We start from the raw sequence: 21,452 nt of genomic DNA on the forward strand, positions 1-21,452 counted from the left end.
GTGACGACCGTCCGTCGGGTGGCTACGGCCGTGACCGGGACGACCGTGGTGGCGACCGCGGCGGCTTCCGTCGTGACGAGCGTCCGGGTGGTGGCTTCAACCGTGACCGCGGTGACCGTGGCGGCGACCGCGGCGGTTTCCGTCGCGACGACCGCGGTGGCGACCGTGGCGGCTTCCGCCGTGATGACCGCCAGGGCGGCGGCTACCGCCGCGGCGGCGACGACCGTCGGGACGACCGCCGTGACGACCGGGCCCGTCGGGACTACGACGACCGCCGGGGCAACTACGAGCCCGTCAAGCGCCTGCCGATCCCGGAGGACGTCACCGGCTTCGAGCTGGACGCGGATGTGCGTCAGGAGCTCAAGAGCCTGCCCAAGACCCTCGCGGACGATGTCGCGCGCAACCTGGTGATGGTGGCCCGCCTGCTCGACGGCGAGCCGGAGGAGGCCTACCAGTACTCGCGTGTCGCGCTCCGTCTGGCCTCCCGTGTCGCCGCGGTTCGCGAGGCGGCCGGTTTCGCCTCGTACATGACCCAGCGTTACTCCGAGGCGCTGACCGAGTTCCGTGCCGCCCGTCGGATGACCGGCCGTGCGGACCTGTGGCCCGTGATGGCCGACTGCGAGCGCGGTCTGGGCCGTCCCGAGCGGGCGCTGGCGATGGCCGGTGAGCCCGAGGTGAAGCAGCTGGACAAGGCCGGCCAGGTCGAGATGCGCCTGGTGGCCGCGGGTGCCCGCAGCGACATGGAGCAGTTCGACGCCGCCGTGGTGACCCTGCAGAGCCCGGAGCTGGCCTCCAGCTCCGTGCAGCCGTGGACCGCGCGTCTGCGGTACGCCTACGCCGAGGCACTGATCGCGGCCGGCCGCGCCGACGAGGCCCGTGAGTGGTTCGCGAAGGCGGCCGAGGCCGACACCGACGGCAGCACCAACGCCTCGGAGCGGCTCGCCGAGATCGACGGCGTGGAGTTCACCGACGCGCTCGACCCGGAGCTGGCCGAGGAGGAGGCCGAGCAGGCCGAGGCCCCGGCGAAGAAGCGCGGCGGCGACATCGCCGACGACCGCGTGATCTTCGAGGACGAGGAGGACGTCGAGGAGTTCTACGACGAGGACGACCTCGAGATCGACGAGGACTTCGACGGCGTGGTGCCCGAGCGCGCCCAGGACTCCGAGCCCGAGGCTGCGGAGGCCGAGAGCACGAAGGCCGATGACGCGGACGCCAAGGCCGCCGACGCCAAGGACGAGGCCAAGGGCTGAGCACCCCCTCGGTAACGCCGTGAGGCCCTGCCGTTCCCCGGGATCCACCGGGAACGGCAGGGCCTCACGGCGTCCGGGACGACGGTGCGACGCCGGCCCGGGCGTGGGGTCAGCCCAGCGCGAGGTTGCGCAGCACCAGCCCGGTGGCCGGCTTCGGCCCGAAGGAGGTGGACTTGCGCGGCATGGTGACGCCCTGTTCGGCCAGCCGCCGCACCACGCTCTCCCGGACCGGGTGCAGCAGGACGGCGGTGCCGCCGGTGCGGGCGGCCTCCCGTTCGGCGGCGACGGCGGTGTGCAGGTAGCCGATGTCGTCCGGGCCGTCGGGGACGTGCCAGGTGCGGTCGAGCAAGGTGGCGTGCAGGACGGTGGCGTCCAGGTGGCGCCACTCCTCGGGCCGGTCGCGCGGCACGGTGGCGTCCAGCAGAGACTCCTCGGGTTCGCCGAGCACCCAGTAGACGCCGTCGCCGCCGGTCAGCACGAAGCCGTTGCCGCCGTGCCGCTTCTGCTCGGCGAGGGCCTGGAGCGCGGCGGGCAGCGGGCCGGGGACCTCCTTGACCTTCCACTGGTCGCCGAGCTTCTCCAGCGCCTCGGCCACCGGCAGGCGGTAGAGCACGCGGTGGATGGCGCGCACCCGCAGCGGGTAGCGGGCGGTGTCCACCAGGAGCACCAAGCCGCGGTCCCAGGGGCTGCGCGGCAGGTGGCGGTGCTCGCGCTGGAGGCGCAGGTACATCTCCCAGCGGTGGTGGCCGTCGGCGATCAGCGCCCGGCAGGTGGCCAGGTCGCGGCTGATCTCGGCGATGTCGGTGGGGTCGGTGACGGCCCACAGGCGGTGGTGGGTGCCGTCGCTGGTGGCGGTGGACAGCAGGGGCTCACCCTCGACCGTCCGCTCGATCACCCCGGAGGCGCCGCCGTTGCCCCGGTAGGTGAGCAGCAGCGGTTCCAGGTTGGCCCGGGTGGTGCGCATCAGGCCGACCCGGTCGGCGACCGGCCGCGGCATCACGTCCTCGTGGGGGAGGACCACGCCGGCCTCGGGACCGCTGACCGCGAGGGCGCCGATCAGACCGCGCTGCAGCAGCTCGGGCGCGTCCGCGGTGGCGGGCACCTGCTGCTCGTAGACGTAGATCGCGGGCTCGGGGTCGGCAGCGAGGACGCCCTCGCGCTGCCAGGCGGCCAGCAGCCGCGCGGCGTGCCGGTAGCGGGTGTCGCGGTCGGGGCGGTCACCGGCGTCCTCGGGCTCGGGCCTGGGCAGGATCAGCCGGACCACGTTGTGCGGGTCGGCGGTCTCCAGGTCGAGTCGGCGCCCGGGGTCGACGACGTCGTACGGCGGGGACATCACCGCGGCCAGGGCGCCGACCCGGTCCGGGACGTAGCGCAGGCCGCGGAAGGGGGACAGGGACAGGCCGGCGGTGGCGACGTGCCCGGGATCGCCGGGGCCGCCCTCGGGAGTCTCGACTCCGTCTTCTGCACTGGGGGTGCTCATTCTGGGCATCGTAACCGGGTACGCGTTGTTGAGAGATCGGAATACCCGTGCCGATCCGTGGGGCGGGTGTGCGACCGAGGGCGAGGTACGGCATGGACGACGGGCAGGAACGGGTGTACGGCGACGGTCCGGCCAGGTCGGGCGGACCGGTCGGCGCCACTGGTGGGGGCGCTCCGGCCGACGGCGGTGGTCCGACCGGCGGGGTGCCGTCGCAGAGCCGGTCCGGGGAGCCCTCCGGCGACGTGTACGACTGGTTCCGCCGGGGTGCGCAGCTGCTGGCGCAGGGGCATCCGGCGGCCGCCGAGCAGCTGCTGACCCGGGCGGCGGCGGCCGAGCCGCACTCGCGCAGCATCCGGGAGGCGCTGGCCCGGGCCCAGTTCGACGTGGGTTCGTACGCGGCGGCGTTGGAGAACTTCCGGGCCGTGGCGCTGGCCGACCCGGCGGACGACTACGCTCAGTTCGGGTGGGGGGTCGCGGCGGCCCGGCTGGGTGACTTCGAGACCTCCGCCGAGCACCTGGCGCTCGCCGTGGCGATGCGGCCGGAGGCCGACCACTACCGGGCGGCCCTGCGGCAGACCCGGGCGACACTGGCGGCCCGCGCCGGCGCGTACGGCCCGCTGCTGCCCGGGGCACCCGGGTACCTGGCGCCGCCGCCCGGAACGGCGGACCCGGCCGGGGGAGAGCCGGACGGCGTCGACGGTGACGCCTGACGGGCACGGCGTGGTGCCGCGACGAGGCGGCCGACGACGCCGTTGCCGCAATTGCCGCAGATGACGCAGACGGCGCAGTGAACACCGACGACGCAGTGAACGACGACGCAGTGAATGAGGTAGTGCAGCGATGACCGAGACGGCCACCCCCGTGCGACGGACCGCCCCCGGCGGCAGTGAGCGGCCGCTGACCGAGGCGTACGACACGGCGCTGCTGGACCTGGACGGCGTGGTCTACGCGGGCGCGCAGGCGATCGTGCACGCGGTGGCCTCGCTGGACGCCGCCCGGACGGCCGGGATGCGGCTCGCCTACGTGACCAACAACGCCTCCCGCCCGCCGCGCGTGGTGGCCGAGCACCTGACCGAGCTGGGCGTCCCGGCCGAGCCGACGGACGTGATCAACTCGGCCCAGGCCGCCGCCCGGGTGGTCGCCGAGAAGGTGCCGGCCGGCGCGAAGGTGCTGGTCGTGGGCGGTCTCGGGCTGGAGGAGGCGCTGGCCGAGCAAGGGCTGGTCGCGGTCCGCTCGCTGGCCGACGGGCCGCTCGCGGTGGTCCAGGGCTTCGACCCCTCGGTGGGCTGGACGGACCTGGCGGAGGCCTCGTACGCGGTGCAGAGCGGGCTGCCGTGGGTGGCGTCCAACCTGGACCTGACGGTGCCGCGGGCACGCGGCATCGCGCCGGGCAACGGCACGCTGGTGGCGGCCGTGCGGGCGGCGACCGGGGTGGAGCCGGAGGTGGCGGGCAAGCCGCTTCCGCCGATGCACCGGGAGACCGTGCTGCGCACCGGTGCCGAGCGGCCGCTGGTGGTCGGGGACCGGCTGGACACCGACATCGAGGGCGCGTTCAACGGCGGGGTGGACAGCCTGCTGGTCTTCACCGGGGTGACGACCCCCGAGCTGCTGCTGGCGGCCCCGGTCGAGCACCGGCCGACCTACCTGGCGGCCGACCTGCGCGGACTGCTGGTGCCGCACCCGGCGGTGACGGCCGGTGCCGACGGTTTCGCGTGCGGCGGCTGGGTCGCGGGCGTCGAGGGCAGGGAGGACGGCGAGGGCGTCAAGCTGCGGCTTTCCGGGGCCGGCGACCGCTGGGACGGCCTGCGGGCGCTGTGCGCGGCGGCGTGGACGGCGCTGGACGCGGGCGGTGAGCCGGTGGACGGACGGAAGGCGCTGGCCGAGCTGGGCTTCTGAGCCCGCGAGGAGCCTGGAGGACCGGCGTCGGCCGGGTTCGGAGGAGCCGGTTTCGGAGCAGCCGGGTTCAGAGCAGGGTGCGCAGCCGCAGCAGGTCGCGGAGGCCCGCATCCAGCCGGACCCGGCCGCTCGCCCAGGCGGAGGCGAAGTTGAGCCGGCCGTCGACCAGTGCGACCAGGTCGTCGCTGCTCATGGTGAGCCCGATTTTGGCCTTCGCCTCGGGCGTACCGGGTGCGACCACGACGTCCTGGATCCGGCCGTCGCGCAGCTGTCCGGTGAAGGTCAGGTCGAGGTCGGTGATCCGGCAGCTGAGCGAGCGGTCGAGGGACGCGGCCTTCTTGACGTCGCCGGTGGACTTCGCCATGTTCCGGCTGAGCTGCTCCAGGGCCTCCCGGCACTCCTCGGCGTTCGCCATGGGCTGCGGCTCCTCCATCCTCCGGTCGCTGCGGTGCGGACTGCGGCCACGGTACCTCAGCGGGGTTTTGGCGGTAGCGTCGTCAGTGGGGTGCCCGGCACGGCCCGGGTACCGAGAGCGACGGAGCGACGCGCGTAGGCGATTGGGAGGCACCCGGATGCTGCCGAGGACGGTTCGGGGAGTGGTGGAGACCGCCACCGAGGTGGTCGAGGAGGTCGGCAAGCGGGTCGTCGTGACGGCCGCTTCGATCCTGGAGAAGGCCGGGGTGGATGTCGCCGGGGTCGAGCGCCGGCTGGGCGGGCAGTTCCCGCCGTCGGCGAAGACGCTGCAGACGCTGGCGGAGGAGGCGGTCACCGCCGGACTGGCCGGGGTGGACCTGGCGGTCGGGGTGGCTCGCAACGAGGCGGAGAAGGTCTTCGAGAAGGTCGGTGACCAGGTCACCAAGGTCGGCGTGGTGCTGGCGTACCTGGAGACCAAGCTGCGCGAGGTCGAGGAGGAGGCCCCGGCGACCGAGCCCGGCGGGGGTCGGTACGGTGCCGAGGAGCCGGTGCCGGCGCCGCGGGCGGACGACCTGTTCGGACGCGGCTGGGAGCACGAGGACGAGCGGTCCGCGGGCCGGTCGGTGGGGGAGCCGATAGTGGCCGAGCGGGTGGAGGTGGACGAGCCGGTCGAGGTCGATCCGCCGGTTCCTCCGGTTTCGCCGGCCGCTCCGCAGCCGCGGGTGGAGCAGAAGGAGAAGGCCCCGAAGCCCGCGGCCGAGAAGCCTGCGGAGGAGAAGCCCGCGGCGAAGACGTCCGCCGCGAAGCAGGAGACCGCGAAGCAGGAGACCGCGAAGCAGGAGACCGCGAAGCAGGAGACCGCGAAGAAGACGGCGGCGAAGCGGACCACGGCCAAGAAGGCCGCCGCGAAGAAGACGACGACCGTCAAGAAGACCGCCACCGCCAAGCAGGGCGCCACCGCCGGGCAGAGTTCCGAGCAGGCCCCCGCGAAGCGCACGGCGACCAGGAAGACCACCGTCCGCAAGGCCACCAGCACGAAGAAGCCCGATGCCCGAGACGAATGAGCCGAACGAGCCGGTCGTGACGGCCGGGGTGAGCGCGCCGGAGCGGCAGGTGGAGCCGCTCGGCGTCGAACTGCTGCCCACCGGCCACCCCGTGGTGGACGCCGGGCTGGCCCGGCTGGAGGCCCTGGACGGGGTCCCCGCCGAGGCGCACGTCGCGGTGTACGAAGATGTTCACCAGCGGCTCGTCGACACGCTGGCCGCGCTCGACCAGGAATGATCCGCAGGACCCGTAGGAGCTGAAACACCAGTGGCAGTGGCACGACGCCGACTCGACGCGGAGCTGGTCCGCCGCAAGCTGGCCCGGTCGCGCGAGCACGCGTCCGAGCTGATCGCAGCCGGCCGGGTGACCGTCGGCGGCACCACCGCGACCAAGCCGGCCACCCAGGTGGAGACCTCGGCGGCGGTCGTGGTGGCCAAGGACGAGAACGACCCCGACTACGTCTCGCGCGGCGGCCACAAGCTCGCCGGCGCGTTCGCCGCCTTCGTGCCGCAGGGCCTGGTGGTCGAGGGCCGCCGGGCGCTGGACGCGGGCGCGTCCACCGGCGGGTTCACCGACGTGCTGCTGCGCGCCGGGGCGGCCGGCGTGCTGGCGGTGGACGTCGGGTACGGGCAGCTCGCCTGGTCGCTGCAGAGCGACGAGCGGGTCACCGTGATGGACCGCACCAACGTGCGCGAGCTGACCCCGGAGCTGATCGGCGGCACCCTGGTGGACCTGGTCGTGGGCGATCTGTCGTTCATCTCGCTGGGTCTGGTGCTCCCGGCCCTCGCCTCCTGCGCGGCCGAGGACGCAGACCTGGTACTGATGGTCAAGCCGCAGTTCGAGATCGGCAAGGAGCGCCTGGGCAGCGGCGGGGTGGTGCGCAGCCCGGAGCTGCGCGCCGAGATGGTGCGCCAGGTGGCCGGGCAGGCCTGGGAGCTCGGGCTGGGCGTGCGCGCCGTCACCGCGAGCCCCCTGCCGGGACCGTCCGGCAACGTGGAGTACTTCCTGTGGCTGCGCCGGGACGCCCCGCAGCTGGACCCCGCGGAGGCGGACCGGGCCGTGGCGGAGGGGCCCCGGTAGGGTGCTCGGCGGGCGTCCGGCCCGTCATGCTGTAGGACGGCCGCACCGGGGCCGAGGGCGACCCGGTAGGCGTTAGGGAGAGGGCAGCGGCATGAGCGATGAAGAGCGCACGGTCTTCCTGATCGCGCACACCGGCCGGGAGGCGGCGCTGCGCAGCGTCGAGGGCCTGGTGCACGGGCTGCTGAAGGCCGGGCTCCGGATCAGACTGCTGGAGGCCGAGGCGGTCGACCTGGACCTGCCGGAAGGCGTCGAGAAGGTGGCCGAGGGCCCCGGGGCGGCGGACGGCTGCGAGCTGATCCTGGTGGCCGGCGGGGACGGGACACTGCTGCGCGGGGCGGAGCTGGCGCGCTCGCACGGGCTGCCGATGCTCGGGATCAACCTGGGCCGGGTCGGCTTCCTCGCCGAGGCCGAGCGGGACGACCTGGCCGTGGTGGTCGAGCGGGTGGTCGACGCCGACTACGAGGTCGAGGAGCGGATGACGATCGACGTCATCGTCCGCACCAACGGCGACGTGGTGCACGAGGACTGGGCGTTGAACGAGGCCTCGATCGAGAAGGCGTCCCGGGAACGGATGCTGGAGGTGGTGACCGAGGTGGACGGCCGTCCGGTCTCCAACTTCGGCTGCGACGGCGTGGTCTGCGCGACGCCGACCGGCTCCACCGCGTACGCGTTCTCCGGCGGCGGGCCGGTGGTGTGGCCGGAGGTGGAGGCGCTGCTGATGGTGCCGATCTCGGCGCACGCGCTGTTCGCCCGCCCGCTGGTGACCTCGCCCGCGTCGGTGCTGGCCGTCGAGGTGCAGCCGAAGACGCCGCACGGCGTGCTCTGGTGCGACGGGCGGCGCTCGGTCGAACTGCCCGCCGGGGCACGGGTGGAGGTACGCCGGGGGCGGACGCCCGTGCGGCTGGCCAGACTGCACCGGGCGCCGTTCACCGACCGGCTGGTCGCCAAGTTCGCGCTGCCGGTGACGGGTTGGCGCGGCCGGGCCGACCACCACTAGGGCCGGATCGGTCCGGGACCGACAACGAGTCGGGTGGGCCCGGCCGCTGAGCGAGCGTCAGGCGGTCGTCAGGGCGCCGGCGTCAGACCGCCAGCGGCTGGGCCTCGTCCGCCGAGCCGAGCCGGCCGCCGACCGTGGTCCGGGCGGCGATCGCGGCGAGGCGCTCGACGGCGGCCGGGACGGTCGCCGCGGGCACGGTGAGCGGGATCCGGATGTGGTGCTCGAACGCGCCGTCCGAGCCGAAGCGGTTGCCCGAGGCGATCCGCACCCCGCCGCGCTCCCCGGTCCGGGCCAGCGCCGCGCCGGACAGCCCGTCGGTGGAGACCCACAGGGCGAGCCCGCCGGTCGGCATCGGGAAGCTCCAGCCGGGCAGGTGCTCGGGCAGCGCGGCGGCGAAGGCGTGCGCGGTGGCCCGCATCCGGTCCAGCTGGTGGGCCCGTACGGCGGGCAGCGGCTCGCCGAGCAGTTCGGCGGCGATCAGCTGGTCCAGCACCGGGGTGCCGACGTCGCTGTAGACCCGCTCACCGGCCAGCCGGCGCACCAGCGCGGGCGCGGCCCGGACCCAGCCGATCCGCAGGCCGCCCCAGAGCAGCTTGCCGGCCGAGCCGACGGTGACCACCTGGGCGGACCGGTCCAGCGCCGCCGTCGGGCGCGGCAGCGGCACGGACTCCGGTATGCCCCAGCCGAGTTCGGCGGTGGTCTCGTCCACCAGCACGGTGCTCCCGGCGGCCCGGGCGGCGGCCAGCAGCTCGCGGCGCTGCTCCTCGTCGATCAGCGCGCCGGTCGGGTTGTGGAAGTCCGGGATGACGTAGGCGAGTCTGGGCGCGGCGCCGCGCAGCACCCGCTGCCACTCGTCCGGGTCCCACCGGGGGCCGGGCGCCCAGGTGTACGGCACCGGGACCAGGCGCGCGCCGGAGAGGCGCAGTGCCTGCAGGGTGTGCGCGTAGCTGGGCGCCTCGACGGCGACCCGGTCGCCGCGGCCGACCAGCGCCCGCTGCACCAGGTGCAGGCCGCCCATCGCGCCGGTGGTGATCAGGACCTGGTCGGGCGTGGTGGGCAGCCCGCGCTCGGTGTAGCGGCGGGCGACGGCCTCGCGCAGCACCGGGACGCCGGTGGGGTAGTGGCCGTGCCCGGAGGCGTAGTACGGCAGCTGCTCGACGGCGCGGGCGGCGGCGGCGCCGAGCCAGGGCTGCGGCGCGGGCGGGGCGGCGGCGCCGAGGTCCAGGGTGCGGCCCTGCTCGTCCGGCGGGACGGGGTGCAGGGCGTCGCCGGGCGGTGGGGCGCCCTCGGGCAGGGCGGTCCAGCTGCCCGCGCCGCGCCGGCTGTGCAGGTAGCCGTCGCCGCGCAGGGTCTCGTACGCGGTGGCGACGGTGGTGCGGCTCAGCTCCAGCGTGGTGGCCAGCTCGCGTTCGGCGGGCAGCCGGGCGCCGACCGGCAGCCGGCCCTCGGTGACCAGCAGCCGGATCTGCCCGGCGAGGGTGCGGTAGGCAGGGCGGCGGGCGGTGGCGGGCTCGGGGAGCCGGGCGGTGGCGAGCAACCGGGCGAGCGCGGGCGGGGTGACGGTGGTGTGCCAGTCGGCCATGGCTATCAGTCCACTTGCTCGGGATTGGCCCTGGAGGGGGCTGCTTTGGCCTGGCCATCATGGCAGGGCGGCCTTACCGTCCGCCACCGCCGGGACCGACGGTGCAGCACCATCGCAGGAGCACCATTGGCCACCACGACCACCACGACCACGCTCGCAGCGACCACCGTCGGGGAGAGCACCACGGCGACCGACTCCCGGGGGACCACCACGGAGACCGCCGCCGGGCAGCCCGGCCTCGCGGTCCGCGTCCTCGGCGACACCCGCGGCCTGGGACGCCGGATCCCGCAGCTGTTCGCCGGTCTCGCCCTGTACGGCGCGAGCATGGCGCTGATGCTCCGCGCCGGCCTCGGCCTGGACCCCTGGGACGTCCTGCACCAGGGCCTGCAGCGCAGCATCGGCCTCTCGGTCGGCGCCTGGGTGACCGTCTGCGGCGCCCTCGTGCTGCTGCTGTGGATCCCGCTGCGCCAGCGCCCCGGCCTGGGCACCGTCGCCAACGTGCTGGTGATCGGTGCGGCGATGGACCTCACGCTGCGGTTCGTCGGCGGCCCGGACGCCCTGCCCGCCCGGATCGCCGTGACGGCCGCCGCGATCGTGCTCAACGGCCTGGCGAGCGGCCTCTACATCGGCGCCCGCCTCGGCCCCGGCCCGCGCGACGGCCTGATGACCGGCCTGCACCGGCGCACCGGCCGCTCGCTGCGGCTGATCCGCACCGGAATCGAACTGACCGTCCTGGCCGTCGGACTGCTCCTCGGCGGCACCGCCGGGATCGGGACCGTCGCGTACGCGCTGGCCATCGGCCCGCTGGTGCAGTTCTTCCTGCCCTGGTGCACCGCGCCGGTGCCCGCACGAAACCCCCGGAAGGGATGAACTTCGGGGCGCCGAGTTGCCGCGCGCCGTTGCCGCTCGTCGCGCGCCGGGGGCGGAACCTCGTAAGGTCTTCTCCGTGTTGGACGAGATGCGGATACGGGATCTTGGGGTCATCGACGACGCGGTGGTCGAGCTCGCCCCCGGCTTCACCGCCGTGACCGGTGAGACCGGCGCAGGCAAGACCATGGTCGTCACCAGCCTCGGCCTGCTGCTCGGTGGGCGTGCCGACCCGGGCCTGGTGCGCAACGGCACCGGACGCGCCGTGGTCGAGGGTCGGCTGGAGCTGCCCGCGGACTCCCCGGTGGCGGCCCGCGCCGTCGAGGCCGGGGCCGAACTGGACGACGGCGCCCTGCTGATCAGCCGGACCGTCTCCGCCGAGGGCCGCTCCCGGGCGCACGTCGGCGGGCGGGCCGTCCCGGTCGGGCTGCTCGCCGAACTCGGCGAGGACCTGATCGCGGTGCACGGCCAGACCGACCAGCAGCGCCTGCTGCGCCCGGCCCGCCAGCGCGGCGCGCTGGACCGGTACGCGGGCGAGGCGGTCGCCGAGCCGCTGGCTCGCTACCGGGAGACCTACCGCACCCTGCGCGAGGTCTCGGCGACCCTGGAGGAGCTGACCACCCGGGCCCGCGAGCGCGCCCAGGAGGCCGACCTGCTGCGCTTCGGCCTGGACGAGATCGCCGCCGCCGAGCCGGTGGCGGGCGAGGATGCCGAGCTCTCCGCCGAGGCCGAGCGGCTCGGCCACGCCGACGCGCTGTCCTCCGCCGCGACCCTCGCCCACGCCGCCCTGGCCGGCGACCCGGCCGACCCGGAGGCCCTGGACGCGGGCACCCTGCTCGCGCAGTCCCGCCGCGCCCTGGACGCCGTGCGCCACCACGACGAGCGCCTGGCCGCCCTCGCCGACCGGCTCAACGAGGTCGGCTACCTGCTCGCCGACGTGGCCGGCGACCTGGCTGGCTACGCGGACGACCTGGACGCCGACCCGGTGCGCCTGGCCGCCGTCGAGGACCGCCGGGCCGTCCTGGCCCAGCTGCTGCGCAAGTACGGCGGCGAGGAGAACACCCTCGCCGAGGTGATCGCCTGGGCCGAGACCGGGGCAGCCCGGCTCGCCGAGCTCGACGGCGACGACGACCGGATCGACGAGCTCGGCGCCCGGGAGACCGAGCTGCGGACCGAGCTGGCCGAGCTCGCGGCCGAGGTGTCGGCCGCCCGGCAGGCCGCGGCCGGGCGCTTCGCCGCGGCCGTCTCCGCCGAGCTCGCCGAACTGGCGATGCCGCACGCCCGGGTGACCTTCTCGCTCACCCAGGTCGACGACCTGGGCGGGATCGAGGTCGGCGGGCGCACCGTCGCGTACGGTCCGCACGGCGTGGACGAGGTCGAGGTGCTGCTCGCCCCGCACCCGGGGGCCCAGCCCCGCCCGATCGCGAAGGGTGCCTCCGGCGGTGAGCTGTCCCGCGTGATGCTCGCCGTGGAGGTGGTCTTCGCGGGCGCCGACCCCGTCCCGACCTACCTGTTCGACGAGGTGGACGCGGGCGTCGGCGGCAAGGCCGCGGTCGAGATCGGCCGCCGACTGGCCAAGCTGGCCGAGTCCGCCCAGGTCGTGGTGGTCACCCACCTCCCGCAGGTCGCCGCGTTCGCGGACCGTCACCTGGTGGTGGAGAAGACCAACGACGGCACCGTGACCCGCAGCGGCGTCAAGGTGCTGAACGACGAGGAGCGGGTGCGCGAACTCTCCCGGATGCTGGCCGGCCTGGAGGACTCGGAGCTGGGCCGCGCCCACGCCGAGGAACTGCTGGCCGCCGCCCGGGCCCCGCGCCACCGGTAGTCGGCGCGCCCCGCGGACCGTCGGCGACGCGCCCCGGTGCCGTCGACTGTCCAAGAAGGCCGCCGACCTGGCATGGTGGCCGCTGGACACTGGCTTCCCAGCCCCGAGTGCCGCCGGGCGGGCAATCCTCGCGAAGCGGCGCACGAACCTGATCGAGTCGGATGCGAGACGACGTGGACCATTCCGCCGCCCGGGCCACCGCGGCCGCCCCGGAACCGGGGCAGCTGCACGTGGTACTCGTCCTGGCCGCCAGCACCGGCGGCATCGGTGCGCACGTGCGCTCCCTGGCCCAGGGCCTGGTCGCGCACGGGGTGATCGTCACGGTCTGCGCGCCGTCCGGCACGGACGCGCTGTTCGGCTTCTCCCGCACCGGCGCCAGGTTCCACACCGTCGACATCACCCCCACCGCGGGCGCCCGCAGCGACGCCACCGCGATCGGCGAGCTGCGCCGGGCCTTCACCGGCGCCGACGTGGTGCACGCCCACGGGCTGCGCGCCGGGCTGCTCTCCGACCTCGCGCTGCGCACCGCCGGCCGCTTCCCGGGGCTGCGCCCGGAGACCCCGCTGGTGGTCACCTCGCACCACGCGCTGCTGGCCACCGGCATGGAGCGGCGCCTGCAGCGGCTGATGGAGCGCCGGGTCGCGCGCGCCGCGGACCTGGTCCTCGGCGCCTCCTCCGACCTGGTCGCCCGCGCCCGCGAGCTGGGCGCCACCGATGCCCGGCTGGGCCCGGTGGCCGCCCCGCCGATGCCCGAGGGCCGGCTCGGCCGCACCGAGGCCCGTGCCGCGCTGCTCGGCGGCGGGCCGGACCGCCCGCTGGTGCTGGCGGTGGGCCGGCTCGTCCCGCAGAAGGCCTTCGGGCTGCTGCTGGACGCCACCCGGGAGCTCGCCGCCCTGGACCCCGAGCCGCTGGTGCTGCTCGCCGGGGACGGCCCGGAGGCGGGCGCGCTGCGCGAGCGGGTGGCCGCCGAGAAGCTGCCGGTGCGGCTGCTCGGCTACCGCACCGACGTGCCCGACCTGCTGGCCGCCGCCGACGTGGTGGTGGTCCCCAGCCGCTGGGAGGCCCGCTCGCTGGTGGTGCAGGAGGCGATGCGGGCCGGCGTGCCGGTGGTCGCCACCGCCGTCGGCGGCATCCCCGAGCTGGTCGGCGACGCCGCCGTCCTGGTGGCCCCGGGCGACCCGGCCGCGATCGGCGGCGCGGTGCGCGGGCTGCTGTCCGACCCGGCCCGGCGCGAGCGGCTGGCGGCGGCCGGCCGGCAGCAGGCCGAGACCTGGCCGGACGAGGCCGCCACCGTCGCCCAGGTGCTCAGCACCTACGACGAGTTGGTCCAGCGCAGCTAGGGCGGTGGGCCCCAGGGGTGTGTCCGGGGGCGTCAGACCGTCGCCTGCTCGACCCGGTCGGCGGCCAGGCCGTCCGGCTGGGCCGACAGGTACGCGGCGCCGCAGGCGGTCAGCCGCAGGGCGGTGTCGATCAGCGGGACGTGGCTGAAGGCCTGCGGGAAGTTGCCGACCTGGCGCTTGAGCCGCGGGTCCCACTCCTCGGCCAGCAGACCGAGGTCGTTGCGCAGCGAGAGCAGCCGGTCGAACAGCTCGCGGGCCTCCTGCACCCGGCCGATCATGGCGAGGTCGTCGGCGAGCCAGAACGAGCAGGCCAGGAACGCGCCCTCGTGGCCGGAGAGGCCGTCCACGTTGTTGCCGGACTCGTCGTGGGTCGGGTAGCGCAGCACGAAGCCGTCCTCGGTGGACAGTTCGCGCTGGATCGCCTCGATGGTGCCGATCACGCGCTTGTCGTCCGGCGGCAGGAAGCCGACCTGGGGGATGAGCAGCAGCGAGGCGTCCAGCTCCTGGCCGCCGTAGTACTGGGTGAAGGTGTTGCGCTCCGGGTCGTAGCCCTTCTCGCAGACGTCCCGGTGGATGGTGTCGCGCAGCTCGCGCCAGCGCTCCAGGTGGCCGTCGGCGGGGGCGTCCTCGGGGGTCTGCTCCAGCAGCTTGATGGTGCGGTCGACGGCGACCCAGGCCATCACCTTGGAGTGGACGAAGTGCCGGCGCGGGCCGCGGACCTCCCAGATGCCCTCGTCCGGGTTCTGCCAGTGGTCCTCCAGGTACTCGATCAGGCGCAGCTGGAGGTGGTGGGCGTGGTCGTTGCGGACCAGGCCGGTCATGTGGGCCAGGTGCAGGGCCTCCACCACCTCGCCGTAGACGTCGAGTTGGAGCTGCCCGGCGGCGCCGTTTCCGATCCGGACGGGCTGGGATCCCTCGTAGCCCGGCAGCCAGTCCAGCGAGGACTCGGTGAGCTCGCGCTCGCCCGCGATGCCGTACATGATCTGCAGGTTCTCCGGGTCCCCGGCGACGGCCCGCAGCAGCCACTCGCGCCAGGCCTTGGCCTCCTCGCGGTAGCCGGTGCGCAGCAGGGAGGAGAGGGTGATCGCGGCGTCGCGCAGCCAGGTGTAGCGGTAGTCCCAGTTGCGCTCGCCGCCGATGTCCTCGGGCAGCGAGGTGGTGGGGGCGGCGACGATGCCGCCGGTGGGGGCGTAGGTGAGGCCCTTGAGGGTGATCAGGGAGCGGACCACGGCCTCGCGGTAGGGGCCCTGGTAGGTGCACTGGTCGGCCCACTCGTGCCAGAAGTCGGCGGTGGCGTCGAGCAGCCGCTCGGCGTCGGGAGTCCTGGGCGGGTCGAGGTGGGAGGCCTGCCAGGTGAGGGCGAAGGCGATCCGCTCGCCGGCGGTGACGGTGAAGTCGGCGTACGTGGTGAGGTTGCGGCCGTAGGTGTCGGCCTCGCCGTCCAGCCAGACCGAGTCGGGCCCGGCCATGGCGACGGTGCGGTGGCCGCCGTCGGCCTGCTCGACGCGGTGCACCCACGGGACGATCCGGCCGTAGGAGAAGCGCATCCGCAGCGCCGAGCGCATCCGGACGGAGCCGTCCACCCCCTCGACGATCCGGATCACCTGGGGGACGGCGTCCTTGCCGGCCAGCGGGCGGGGCGGCATGAAGTCGATCACCCGGACGGTGCCGCCCTGGGTGTCCCACTCCTGCTCGAGGATCAGCGAGTCGCCCCGGTAGCGGCGGCGGTCGGCGGGCACGGCGGGGGCGGCGGCGGTGGGCGGGGGGACGCGCAGGTCCTCGGTGTCGGCGATGCGGACCCGGACCGCGGTGCCGGGGGCCGTGGCGGCGGGGGCGGGGACCTCGGTCAGGACGGCTTCGGCCGGGCCGATCCGCCAGAAGCCGTGTTCATCGGTGCCGAGCAGGCCGGCGAACACGGCCGGCGAGTCGAAGCGGGGCAGGCAGAGCCAGTCCACCGCCCCGTCCCTGCTGACCAGGGCAGCGGTCTGCATGTCCCCGATGAGTGCGTAGTCCTCGATACGGCCGGCCACGTGGATCTCCAGTTCGCAATGTGGTCAGGGCATCGGCGAGCGGAGGGAGCGAGCGGTCTGCGGGGCCGGGGGTCCACCCCGGGACGTCCGGTCTGCCGGGGGGTGGTGGCAGGCCTTGCTGGAGTGTCCGCGCGGGGCTCGGTCGAGCCCCTGGAGTGGGTGGGGAGGAGCTGGAATACGGGGAGGTCCGGTCGCGCATCGGGGACCGGGAGTGTCCTGACCCTCCCACGCCCTCCGCGTGCTCGTGCTGTCGGCGATGCGTCCGAGCAGCTTACGACGGACGAAAGGGGCGAAGCACGCGGGCGCAGCCCGGTGTGGCGCCGCAATTCGGCGGAAATGCCGTGCATCGCGGGTGCCCGGCGAAGGATGGTCCGGAAGGATCACCTCCGGGTGGTCGTTCCGGAGGGGGCCGCATGACCCGGACGGATGGCGCTGGCTGGCCCGGTCCGACGGGTTGTGCGACCGGTGTGACACAAGCGGCTGATGATGCGCCGGTGGTGCGCCCGGCGCGCGCCCCTGGTGCGGCGCGCGCGGCCCGAACGGCGTCCCGGTCGGGTCACTGATACCCTGGTATCCCGTGGACCGGCGGGATCAAAACGCCCCGGACCAGCCGAACCGGCGACTCCTCGAGCGCGGTGCACCGCACCCGGCTCCGTCGCCCGGCGAACCCCGAGCCTCCCGCCCACGTCACCTTCGACACGCGACCCACGGGAGCCCCCTCTTGGCACAGCCCCATTCCGGCAAGGCAGCGAACGGCCGCGCCGTGACGACCAAGCACCTCTTCGTCACCGGGGGTGTCGCCTCTTCGCTCGGCAAGGGGCTCACCGCCTCCAGCCTCGGCGCCCTGCTCAAGGCCCGCGGCCTGCGCGTCACGATGCAGAAGCTGGACCCGTACCTCAACGTGGACCCGGGCACCATGAACCCGTTCCAGCACGGTGAGGTGTTCGTCACGGACGACGGCGCCGAGACCGACCTGGACATCGGCCACTACGAGCGGTTCCTGGACACCAACCTGCACGGCTCGGCGAACGTCACCACCGGCCAGGTGTACTCGACCGTCATCGCCAAGGAGCGCCGCGGCGAGTACCTGGGCGACACCGTCCAGGTCATCCCGCACATCACCAACGAGATCAAGTCCCGGATCCGCCGGATGGCGACCGAGGACGTCGACGTGGTGATCACCGAGGTCGGCGGCACCGTCGGGGACATCGAGTCGCTGCCGTTCCTGGAGGCCGTCCGCCAGGTCCGCCACGAGGTCGGCCGGGACAACGTGTTCTTCGTGCACGTCTCCCTGCTGCCGTACATCGGCCCCTCGGGCGAGCTGAAGACCAAGCCCACCCAGCACTCCGTCGCCGCGCTGCGCAACATCGGCATCCAGCCGGACGCCGTCGTGCTGCGCGCCGACCGCGAGGTCCCGCAGGCGATCAAGCGCAAGATCTCGCTGATGTGCGACGTGGACGAGGAGGCCGTGGTCGCGGCCATCGACGCCAAGTCGATCTACGACATCCCCAAGGTGCTGCACGGCGAGGGCCTGGACGCTTACGTGGTGCGCCGCCTGGACCTGCCGTTCCGCGACGTGGACTGGACCACCTGGGACGACCTGCTGCGCCGCGTCCACGAGCCGCAGCACATCGTCAAGGTGGCGCTCGTCGGCAAGTACATCGACCTGCCGGACGCCTACCTGTCGGTGACCGAGGCGCTGCGCGCCGGCGGCTTCGCCAACAACGCCCGGGTCGAGATCAAGTGGGTCACCTCCGACGACTGCGAGACCCCCGAGGGTGCGCAGGAGCAGCTGGGCGACGTGGACGCGATCTGCATCCCCGGCGGCTTCGGCGACCGCGGTGTCAACGGCAAGGTCGGCGCCATCACCTACGCCCGCGAGAACAAGGTCCCGCTGCTGGGCCTGTGCCTGGGCCTGCAGTGCGTGGTCATCGAGGCCGCCCGCAACCTGGCCGGCCTGCCCGAGGCCAACTCCACCGAGTTCGACGCCGCCGCCAAGCACCCGGTCGTCTCCACCATGGCCGAGCAGCTGGCCATCGTCGACGGCAAGGGCGACCTGGGCGGCACCATGCGCCTGGGCCTGTACCCGGCCAAGCTCGCCGAGGGCTCGATCGTCCGCGAGGTCTACGGCGGCGAGCAGTACGTCGAGGAGCGCCACCGCCACCGCTACGAGGTCAACAACGCGTACCGCGCGGACCTGGAGAAGACCGGCCTGCAGTTCTCCGGCCTCTCGCCCAAGGGCGACCTCGTCGAGTACGTCGAGTACCCGCGCGAGGTGCACCCCTACCTGGTGGCCACCCAGGCCCACCCGGAGCTGAAGTCCCGCCCGACCCGCCCGCACCCGCTGTTCGCGGGCCTGGTCAAGGCCGCCATCGAGATCAAGACCTCGGCCTCCGAGTAGTCGTCTTCTTCTCCTCGGCCTCGGTCGTTCACCGGACGGCGGCCCCGCGATTCCCGCGGGGCCGCCGTCCGGCGTTAGATTGTGTCGTACTGACGAAAAGGGGAGAGCGATGGACGAGCAGAGCCGCCTGGTGATCGCCGACGTGGCCGAGGAGTGGGAGGTCCGGGGGACCGGGACGCCGTTCCAGGGCAAGGTCACCGGCGTGCGCAGCGAGGAGGTCCGGATGCCCGACGGCAGCTGGGCCCGCCGCGACTACCAGACGCACCCAGGCTCGGTCTCGGTGCTCGCCCTGGACGACGAACAGCGGGTGCTGGTCCTGCGCCAGTACCGCCACCCCGTGCGCCAGCGGCTGTGGGAGCTGCCAGCCGGCCTGCTCGACGTGCCCGGCGAGAACCCCTGGCACGCCGCCCAGCGCGAGCTCTACGAGGAGGCGCACTGCAAGGCCGACACCTGGCGGATCCTCGCCGACTACTACACCTCCCCGGGCGGCACCGACGAGGCGCTGCGGATGTTCCTCGCCACCGACCTCTCGGCGGCCGAGGGCGAGCGCTACGCGGCGCAGGGCGAGGAGCTGGAGATCGAGGTCGCCTGGGTGCCGGTGCCCGAACTGATCAGGCTGATCCAGGCCGGGCAGCTGCACAACCCGACGCTGATCACCGGCACCCTCGCCGTGCACGCCGCGCTCACCGGCCCGGACGGGCTGGACGCGCTACGCCCGGCGGACTCGCCCTGGCCGGCCCGGCCCTTCGAGGCGTGAGCGTCCCCTTCGGGGGCGCGAGGCCGTTCGGGCGTGGGCGTCCCCTTCGAGTTCGAGGGCGCGAGGCCGTTCGGGACGTGGGCGTCCTTCGAGGGCGTGAGGCCTTCGAAGCGGGGGCATACGACGCGGGTTGATGCCTTGGGGTGATTTGCCGGTTCGTACGACCGGATGTCAGCTCGGCTGAGCCGGACGGTCGAACTACGCTTCGCAGACAGGGCGCCCGTGCCGGGCCGCCTCCGCCGAGCGCCGGACACTGACCAGCCGGACGCCGGACGCGGGATGACGTCGGGAGTGGCACGGGTGGCGAGGAAGACGGCGACGATGGACCCCGGCCCCGACGCGCCCGCCGGGGCCGTCCCCGGACTGGACCGGCTGCCGGCCGGGCCCTCGCTGTTCGTCGGGCGGCGCGCCGAACTCGCCGCGCTGCGGGCCGCCGCCGCCCGGCCGACCAGCGGGCGCTGCCCGGTCCTGGTGCTGGCCGGGCGCCCCGGCTCCGGACGGACCGTGCTCGCCGCGCGCTTCGCCCGCACCGTCGCCGCCGACTACCCGGACGGCGTGCTGTTCGCCCGGCTGTCCGCCCCGGACGGCGGGCGGGTGCCGCCCGCGCGGGCCGCCCGGCTGCTGCTGGAGCAGCTCGACCCGGAGGCGGCCGTTCCGCTGCCCGGGGCGGTCGAGGACGGGCGGGACGAGCCGGGCTGCGTGGCGCTGCGCGAGGCCCTGGCCGGGCTGCGGGTACTGCTCGTCCTGGACGACGTACGGGATGCCGGGCAGGTGTGGCCGCTGCTCGCCGACGAGCCCGGCTGCCTGGTGCTCGCCACCACCGCCGGGCCGCTCACCGGGATCGAGGACATCGACCCGGTGATCCTCGGCGGGCTGGACCGGACCGCCTCCGGCGAGCTGCTGGCCGACCTGGTCGGCGGCACCCGGATCTCCTGCGACCCGGTCGGTGCGGCCGACCTGGCCGAGGCCTGCGCCGCCGGGCCGGCCGCGCTGCGGCTGATGGCGGGCTGGCTGCGCGGGAACGCCGAGACCGCGGTCACCGACGCGGCGCGTGAGCTCGACCGGGTGGTGGGGGAGGAGACCCCGGCGGACTCCAAGAAGGGGAGGAAGAAGGAGCGCGGTGCCAAACCCGGGGCGCCTGCCAAGCTCTCCCTGAAGAAGTCCTCGGCGGACGAGCCCGGGGAGCCTGCCGCCCAGGCAGCCGCCGCGCCCGAGCCGGCCGGCGATCCGGCGGGCTGGGTGAAGCCCGGCCCGGAGCCCGCCGAGCCGGTGCCCGTGCCCGATAACGACCCGCTGCTCGGCGCGTTCACGCTGCTGTACCGCGGGCTGCCGGCCGCGCAGGCGCGGATGCTGCGCACCCTCACCCTGGCTCCGGCGCAGACCGCCGACCCGCGCACCGCCTCCGCCCTGGTCGGCTGCCCGGTGCCGGACGCGGCCGCGACCCTGGCCGCGCTGGCCGAGCGGGAGCTGCTCGGCCGGGAGGCGCCGGCCGCCGACGGCACCCCGCGCTACCGAGTGCCCGGGCGGCTCTACCCCCGGCTGGTCCGGCTGCGCGAGCAGGAGGACCGGCCCGCCGAGACCGAGCTCGCCCGGGCCCGGCTGCTGGAGCGGCTGGTCCGGCTCACCGAGTCCGCCCGCGCGCTGCTCGACCCGGCGGGTGCCCCCGACACCGACCCGCTGCCCGGCGCGCTGCGGCTGCGCTCGGCCGAGCACGCCCGGGAGTGGCTGCTCGGAGAGCGCGAGCTGCTGCTCGGCGCGGTGGCCGACGCGATCGGCCAGGGCGACCTGGACGGCTCGGCCGGGCGGCTGGTCACCGCCCTGCTGCGGTCGCTGCCGCTGACCGGCGCCGCCGCTCCGGCGGACCTCTACCGGCTGCACGAGCTGGTGCTCACCGTCGCCGAGCGCAACGGCCGGCCCCGCCGCGCCTCGGCCGCACTGCTCAACCTGGGCGACCTGCAGGTCGCCGCGGGCCGCTGGGAGCAGGCCGCCGCGCACTACCGGGCCGCCCTGGAGCACGCCCGGAAGGCCGACGACGAGCCGCTCTGCGCGCGCGCCCTCGAGGGCGCGGCCGGCTGCCACCGGGCGCTCGGCGACTCGGTGCGCGCCGCCGACTGGTACGGGCGGGCGCTCGGGCTGCGCCAGGCCCTCGGGGACCACGCGGCCGAGGCCCGGCTGCTGGCCCGGGTGGCCGAGGCGCACACCGCCCAGCGCCGCTTCGACGAGGCGGACCGCGAGTACCGGGCGGCCCTCGCGGTGCTGCGCAGGCTCGGCGACGAACGCGGCCGGGAGGCCGTCGGCACGGCCCTCGCGGACCTGCGGGAACGGGTCGACGCCGGGTGGTGACGGGGGTTTCGGAGGTATTGTCGAAGATGCCCGGTTGAGGCGTCTTTGGTAGGTAAGTCTCAGGGGAAGCCTACGAACCTGCCAATGCGTTCGGGAAATTTATTCACTTTGGAAGGCTGACACGCCGACTGGGCTTCATTACACTC

16 protein-coding genes and 1 pseudogene are annotated in these 21,452 nt (G+C 74.8%); 13 read left to right on the top strand and 4 right to left on the bottom strand.

The window, feature by feature from the left end; all coding sequences use genetic code 11:
• Window positions 1–293: 293 nt before the first annotated feature.
• Window positions 294–1,020, top strand: a pseudogene (locus ACZ3TI_RS31900) (tetratricopeptide repeat protein); the annotation flags it as partial.
• A gap of 339 nt (window positions 1,021–1,359) precedes the next feature.
• Here ACZ3TI_RS31900 and ACZ3TI_RS31905 read toward each other — a convergent pair.
• Window positions 1,360–2,730, bottom strand: coding sequence for a DUF1015 family protein (locus tag ACZ3TI_RS31905; RefSeq protein WP_465732377.1), 1,371 nt, complete (start codon window positions 2,728–2,730; stop codon window positions 1,360–1,362).
• A gap of 92 nt (window positions 2,731–2,822) precedes the next feature.
• On the opposite strand from ACZ3TI_RS31905, the gene ACZ3TI_RS31910 reads away from it, so the two are divergent.
• Window positions 2,823–3,440: a tetratricopeptide repeat protein gene (locus ACZ3TI_RS31910; RefSeq protein WP_465732379.1), complete on the top strand. Its 618-nt coding sequence runs from the start codon at window positions 2,823–2,825 to the stop codon at window positions 3,438–3,440.
• A gap of 130 nt (window positions 3,441–3,570) precedes the next feature.
• Window positions 3,571–4,626 carry an HAD-IIA family hydrolase gene (locus tag ACZ3TI_RS31915; RefSeq protein ID WP_465732381.1) on the top strand — a complete coding sequence of 352 codons (1,056 nt, stop codon included), beginning with the start codon at window positions 3,571–3,573 and terminating at the stop codon, window positions 4,624–4,626.
• Window positions 4,627–4,693: 67 nt separating this feature from the next.
• Here ACZ3TI_RS31915 and ACZ3TI_RS31920 read toward each other — a convergent pair whose 3' ends face one another.
• Window positions 4,694–5,041: an SCP2 sterol-binding domain-containing protein gene (locus tag ACZ3TI_RS31920; RefSeq protein WP_465732383.1), complete on the bottom strand. Its 348-nt coding sequence runs from the start codon at window positions 5,039–5,041 to the stop codon at window positions 4,694–4,696.
• A 181-nt stretch (window positions 5,042–5,222) separates the two neighbouring features.
• Between ACZ3TI_RS31920 and ACZ3TI_RS31925 the strand changes: the two genes are divergently transcribed.
• The 4 genes from ACZ3TI_RS31925 to ACZ3TI_RS31940 all read left to right on the top strand — a co-directional run bounded on the left by ACZ3TI_RS31925 (window position 5,223) and on the right by ACZ3TI_RS31940 (window position 8,161).
• On the top strand, window positions 5,223–6,104 hold the full coding sequence (locus ACZ3TI_RS31925; RefSeq protein WP_465732385.1) for a hypothetical protein: 882 nt from the start codon (window positions 5,223–5,225) through the stop codon (window positions 6,102–6,104).
• Window positions 6,088–6,321, top strand: coding sequence for a hypothetical protein (locus ACZ3TI_RS31930; protein ID WP_465732387.1), 234 nt, complete (start codon window positions 6,088–6,090; stop codon window positions 6,319–6,321). The genes ACZ3TI_RS31925 and ACZ3TI_RS31930 overlap by 17 nt, the downstream gene beginning before the upstream one ends.
• 36 nt (window positions 6,322–6,357) lie before the next feature.
• Window positions 6,358–7,164, top strand: a complete 807-nt coding sequence (locus ACZ3TI_RS31935; protein ID WP_465724139.1) for a TlyA family RNA methyltransferase — start codon at window positions 6,358–6,360, stop codon at window positions 7,162–7,164.
• A 91-nt stretch (window positions 7,165–7,255) separates the two neighbouring features.
• A complete protein-coding gene (locus tag ACZ3TI_RS31940) occupies window positions 7,256–8,161 on the top strand; it encodes an NAD kinase (protein WP_465732389.1) in 906 nt (301 codons plus the stop codon).
• 82 nt (window positions 8,162–8,243) lie between these two features.
• On the opposite strand, the gene yczR is transcribed toward ACZ3TI_RS31940, so the two are convergent.
• Entirely contained in the window at window positions 8,244–9,743 is a 1,500-nt protein-coding gene (yczR, locus tag ACZ3TI_RS31945; protein ID WP_465732391.1) for a MocR-like transcription factor YczR, read from the bottom strand.
• Between the two features lie 324 nt (window positions 9,744–10,067).
• On the opposite strand from yczR, the gene yczE reads away from it, so the two are divergent.
• From yczE to ACZ3TI_RS31960, 3 genes are all read left to right on the top strand, one after another.
• A complete protein-coding gene (gene yczE / locus ACZ3TI_RS31950; protein WP_465732525.1) occupies window positions 10,068–10,613 on the top strand; it encodes a membrane protein YczE in 546 nt (181 codons plus the stop codon).
• Window positions 10,614–10,701: 88 nt separating this feature from the next.
• Complete coding sequence (gene recN, locus ACZ3TI_RS31955; protein WP_465732527.1) at window positions 10,702–12,435, top strand: DNA repair protein RecN; 1,734 nt, start codon at window positions 10,702–10,704, stop codon at window positions 12,433–12,435.
• A 161-nt stretch (window positions 12,436–12,596) separates the two neighbouring features.
• The gene (locus ACZ3TI_RS31960; protein ID WP_465732393.1) at window positions 12,597–13,775 is read left to right on the top strand and encodes a glycosyltransferase family 4 protein; all 1,179 of its coding nucleotides are present in this window, start codon (window positions 12,597–12,599) and stop codon (window positions 13,773–13,775) included.
• A gap of 32 nt (window positions 13,776–13,807) precedes the next feature.
• On the opposite strand, the gene ACZ3TI_RS31965 is transcribed toward ACZ3TI_RS31960, so the two are convergent.
• On the bottom strand, window positions 13,808–15,805 hold the full coding sequence (locus ACZ3TI_RS31965; RefSeq protein ID WP_465732395.1) for a glycoside hydrolase family 15 protein: 1,998 nt from the start codon (window positions 15,803–15,805) through the stop codon (window positions 13,808–13,810).
• 721 nt (window positions 15,806–16,526) lie between these two features.
• On the opposite strand from ACZ3TI_RS31965, the gene ACZ3TI_RS31970 reads away from it, so the two are divergent.
• The 3 genes from ACZ3TI_RS31970 to ACZ3TI_RS31980 all read left to right on the top strand — a co-directional run bounded on the left by ACZ3TI_RS31970 (window position 16,527) and on the right by ACZ3TI_RS31980 (window position 21,306).
• Window positions 16,527–18,206, top strand: a complete 1,680-nt coding sequence (locus tag ACZ3TI_RS31970) for a CTP synthase (protein ID WP_465732397.1) — start codon at window positions 16,527–16,529, stop codon at window positions 18,204–18,206.
• Window positions 18,207–18,333: 127 nt separating this feature from the next.
• Entirely contained in the window at window positions 18,334–18,963 is a 630-nt protein-coding gene (locus ACZ3TI_RS31975; RefSeq protein WP_465732529.1) for an NUDIX domain-containing protein, read from the top strand.
• Between the two features lie 300 nt (window positions 18,964–19,263).
• On the top strand, window positions 19,264–21,306 hold the full coding sequence (locus ACZ3TI_RS31980) for a tetratricopeptide repeat protein (RefSeq protein WP_465732399.1): 2,043 nt from the start codon (window positions 19,264–19,266) through the stop codon (window positions 21,304–21,306).
• Window positions 21,307–21,452: the final 146 nt, after the last annotated feature.

The organism is Kitasatospora sp. NPDC023120 (genome assembly GCF_055560835.1).

Coding starts and splice junctions, on each gene's coding strand:
- ACZ3TI_RS31905 (WP_465732377.1), bottom strand. CDS start 2,730: ATGAGCACCCCCAGTGCAGAAGACGGAGTCGAGACTCCCGAGGGCGGC.
- ACZ3TI_RS31910 (WP_465732379.1), top strand. CDS start 2,823: ATGGACGACGGGCAGGAACGGGTGTACGGCGACGGTCCGGCCAGGTCG.
- ACZ3TI_RS31915 (WP_465732381.1), top strand. CDS start 3,571: ATGACCGAGACGGCCACCCCCGTGCGACGGACCGCCCCCGGCGGCAGT.
- ACZ3TI_RS31920 (WP_465732383.1), bottom strand. CDS start 5,041: ATGGCGAACGCCGAGGAGTGCCGGGAGGCCCTGGAGCAGCTCAGCCGG.
- ACZ3TI_RS31930 (WP_465732387.1), top strand. CDS start 6,088: ATGCCCGAGACGAATGAGCCGAACGAGCCGGTCGTGACGGCCGGGGTG.
- ACZ3TI_RS31940 (WP_465732389.1), top strand. CDS start 7,256: ATGAGCGATGAAGAGCGCACGGTCTTCCTGATCGCGCACACCGGCCGG.
- yczR (WP_465732391.1), bottom strand. CDS start 9,743: ATGGCCGACTGGCACACCACCGTCACCCCGCCCGCGCTCGCCCGGTTG.
- yczE (WP_465732525.1), top strand. CDS start 10,068: ATGGCGCTGATGCTCCGCGCCGGCCTCGGCCTGGACCCCTGGGACGTC.
- recN (WP_465732527.1), top strand. CDS start 10,702: ATGCGGATACGGGATCTTGGGGTCATCGACGACGCGGTGGTCGAGCTC.
- ACZ3TI_RS31960 (WP_465732393.1), top strand. CDS start 12,597: ATGCGAGACGACGTGGACCATTCCGCCGCCCGGGCCACCGCGGCCGCC.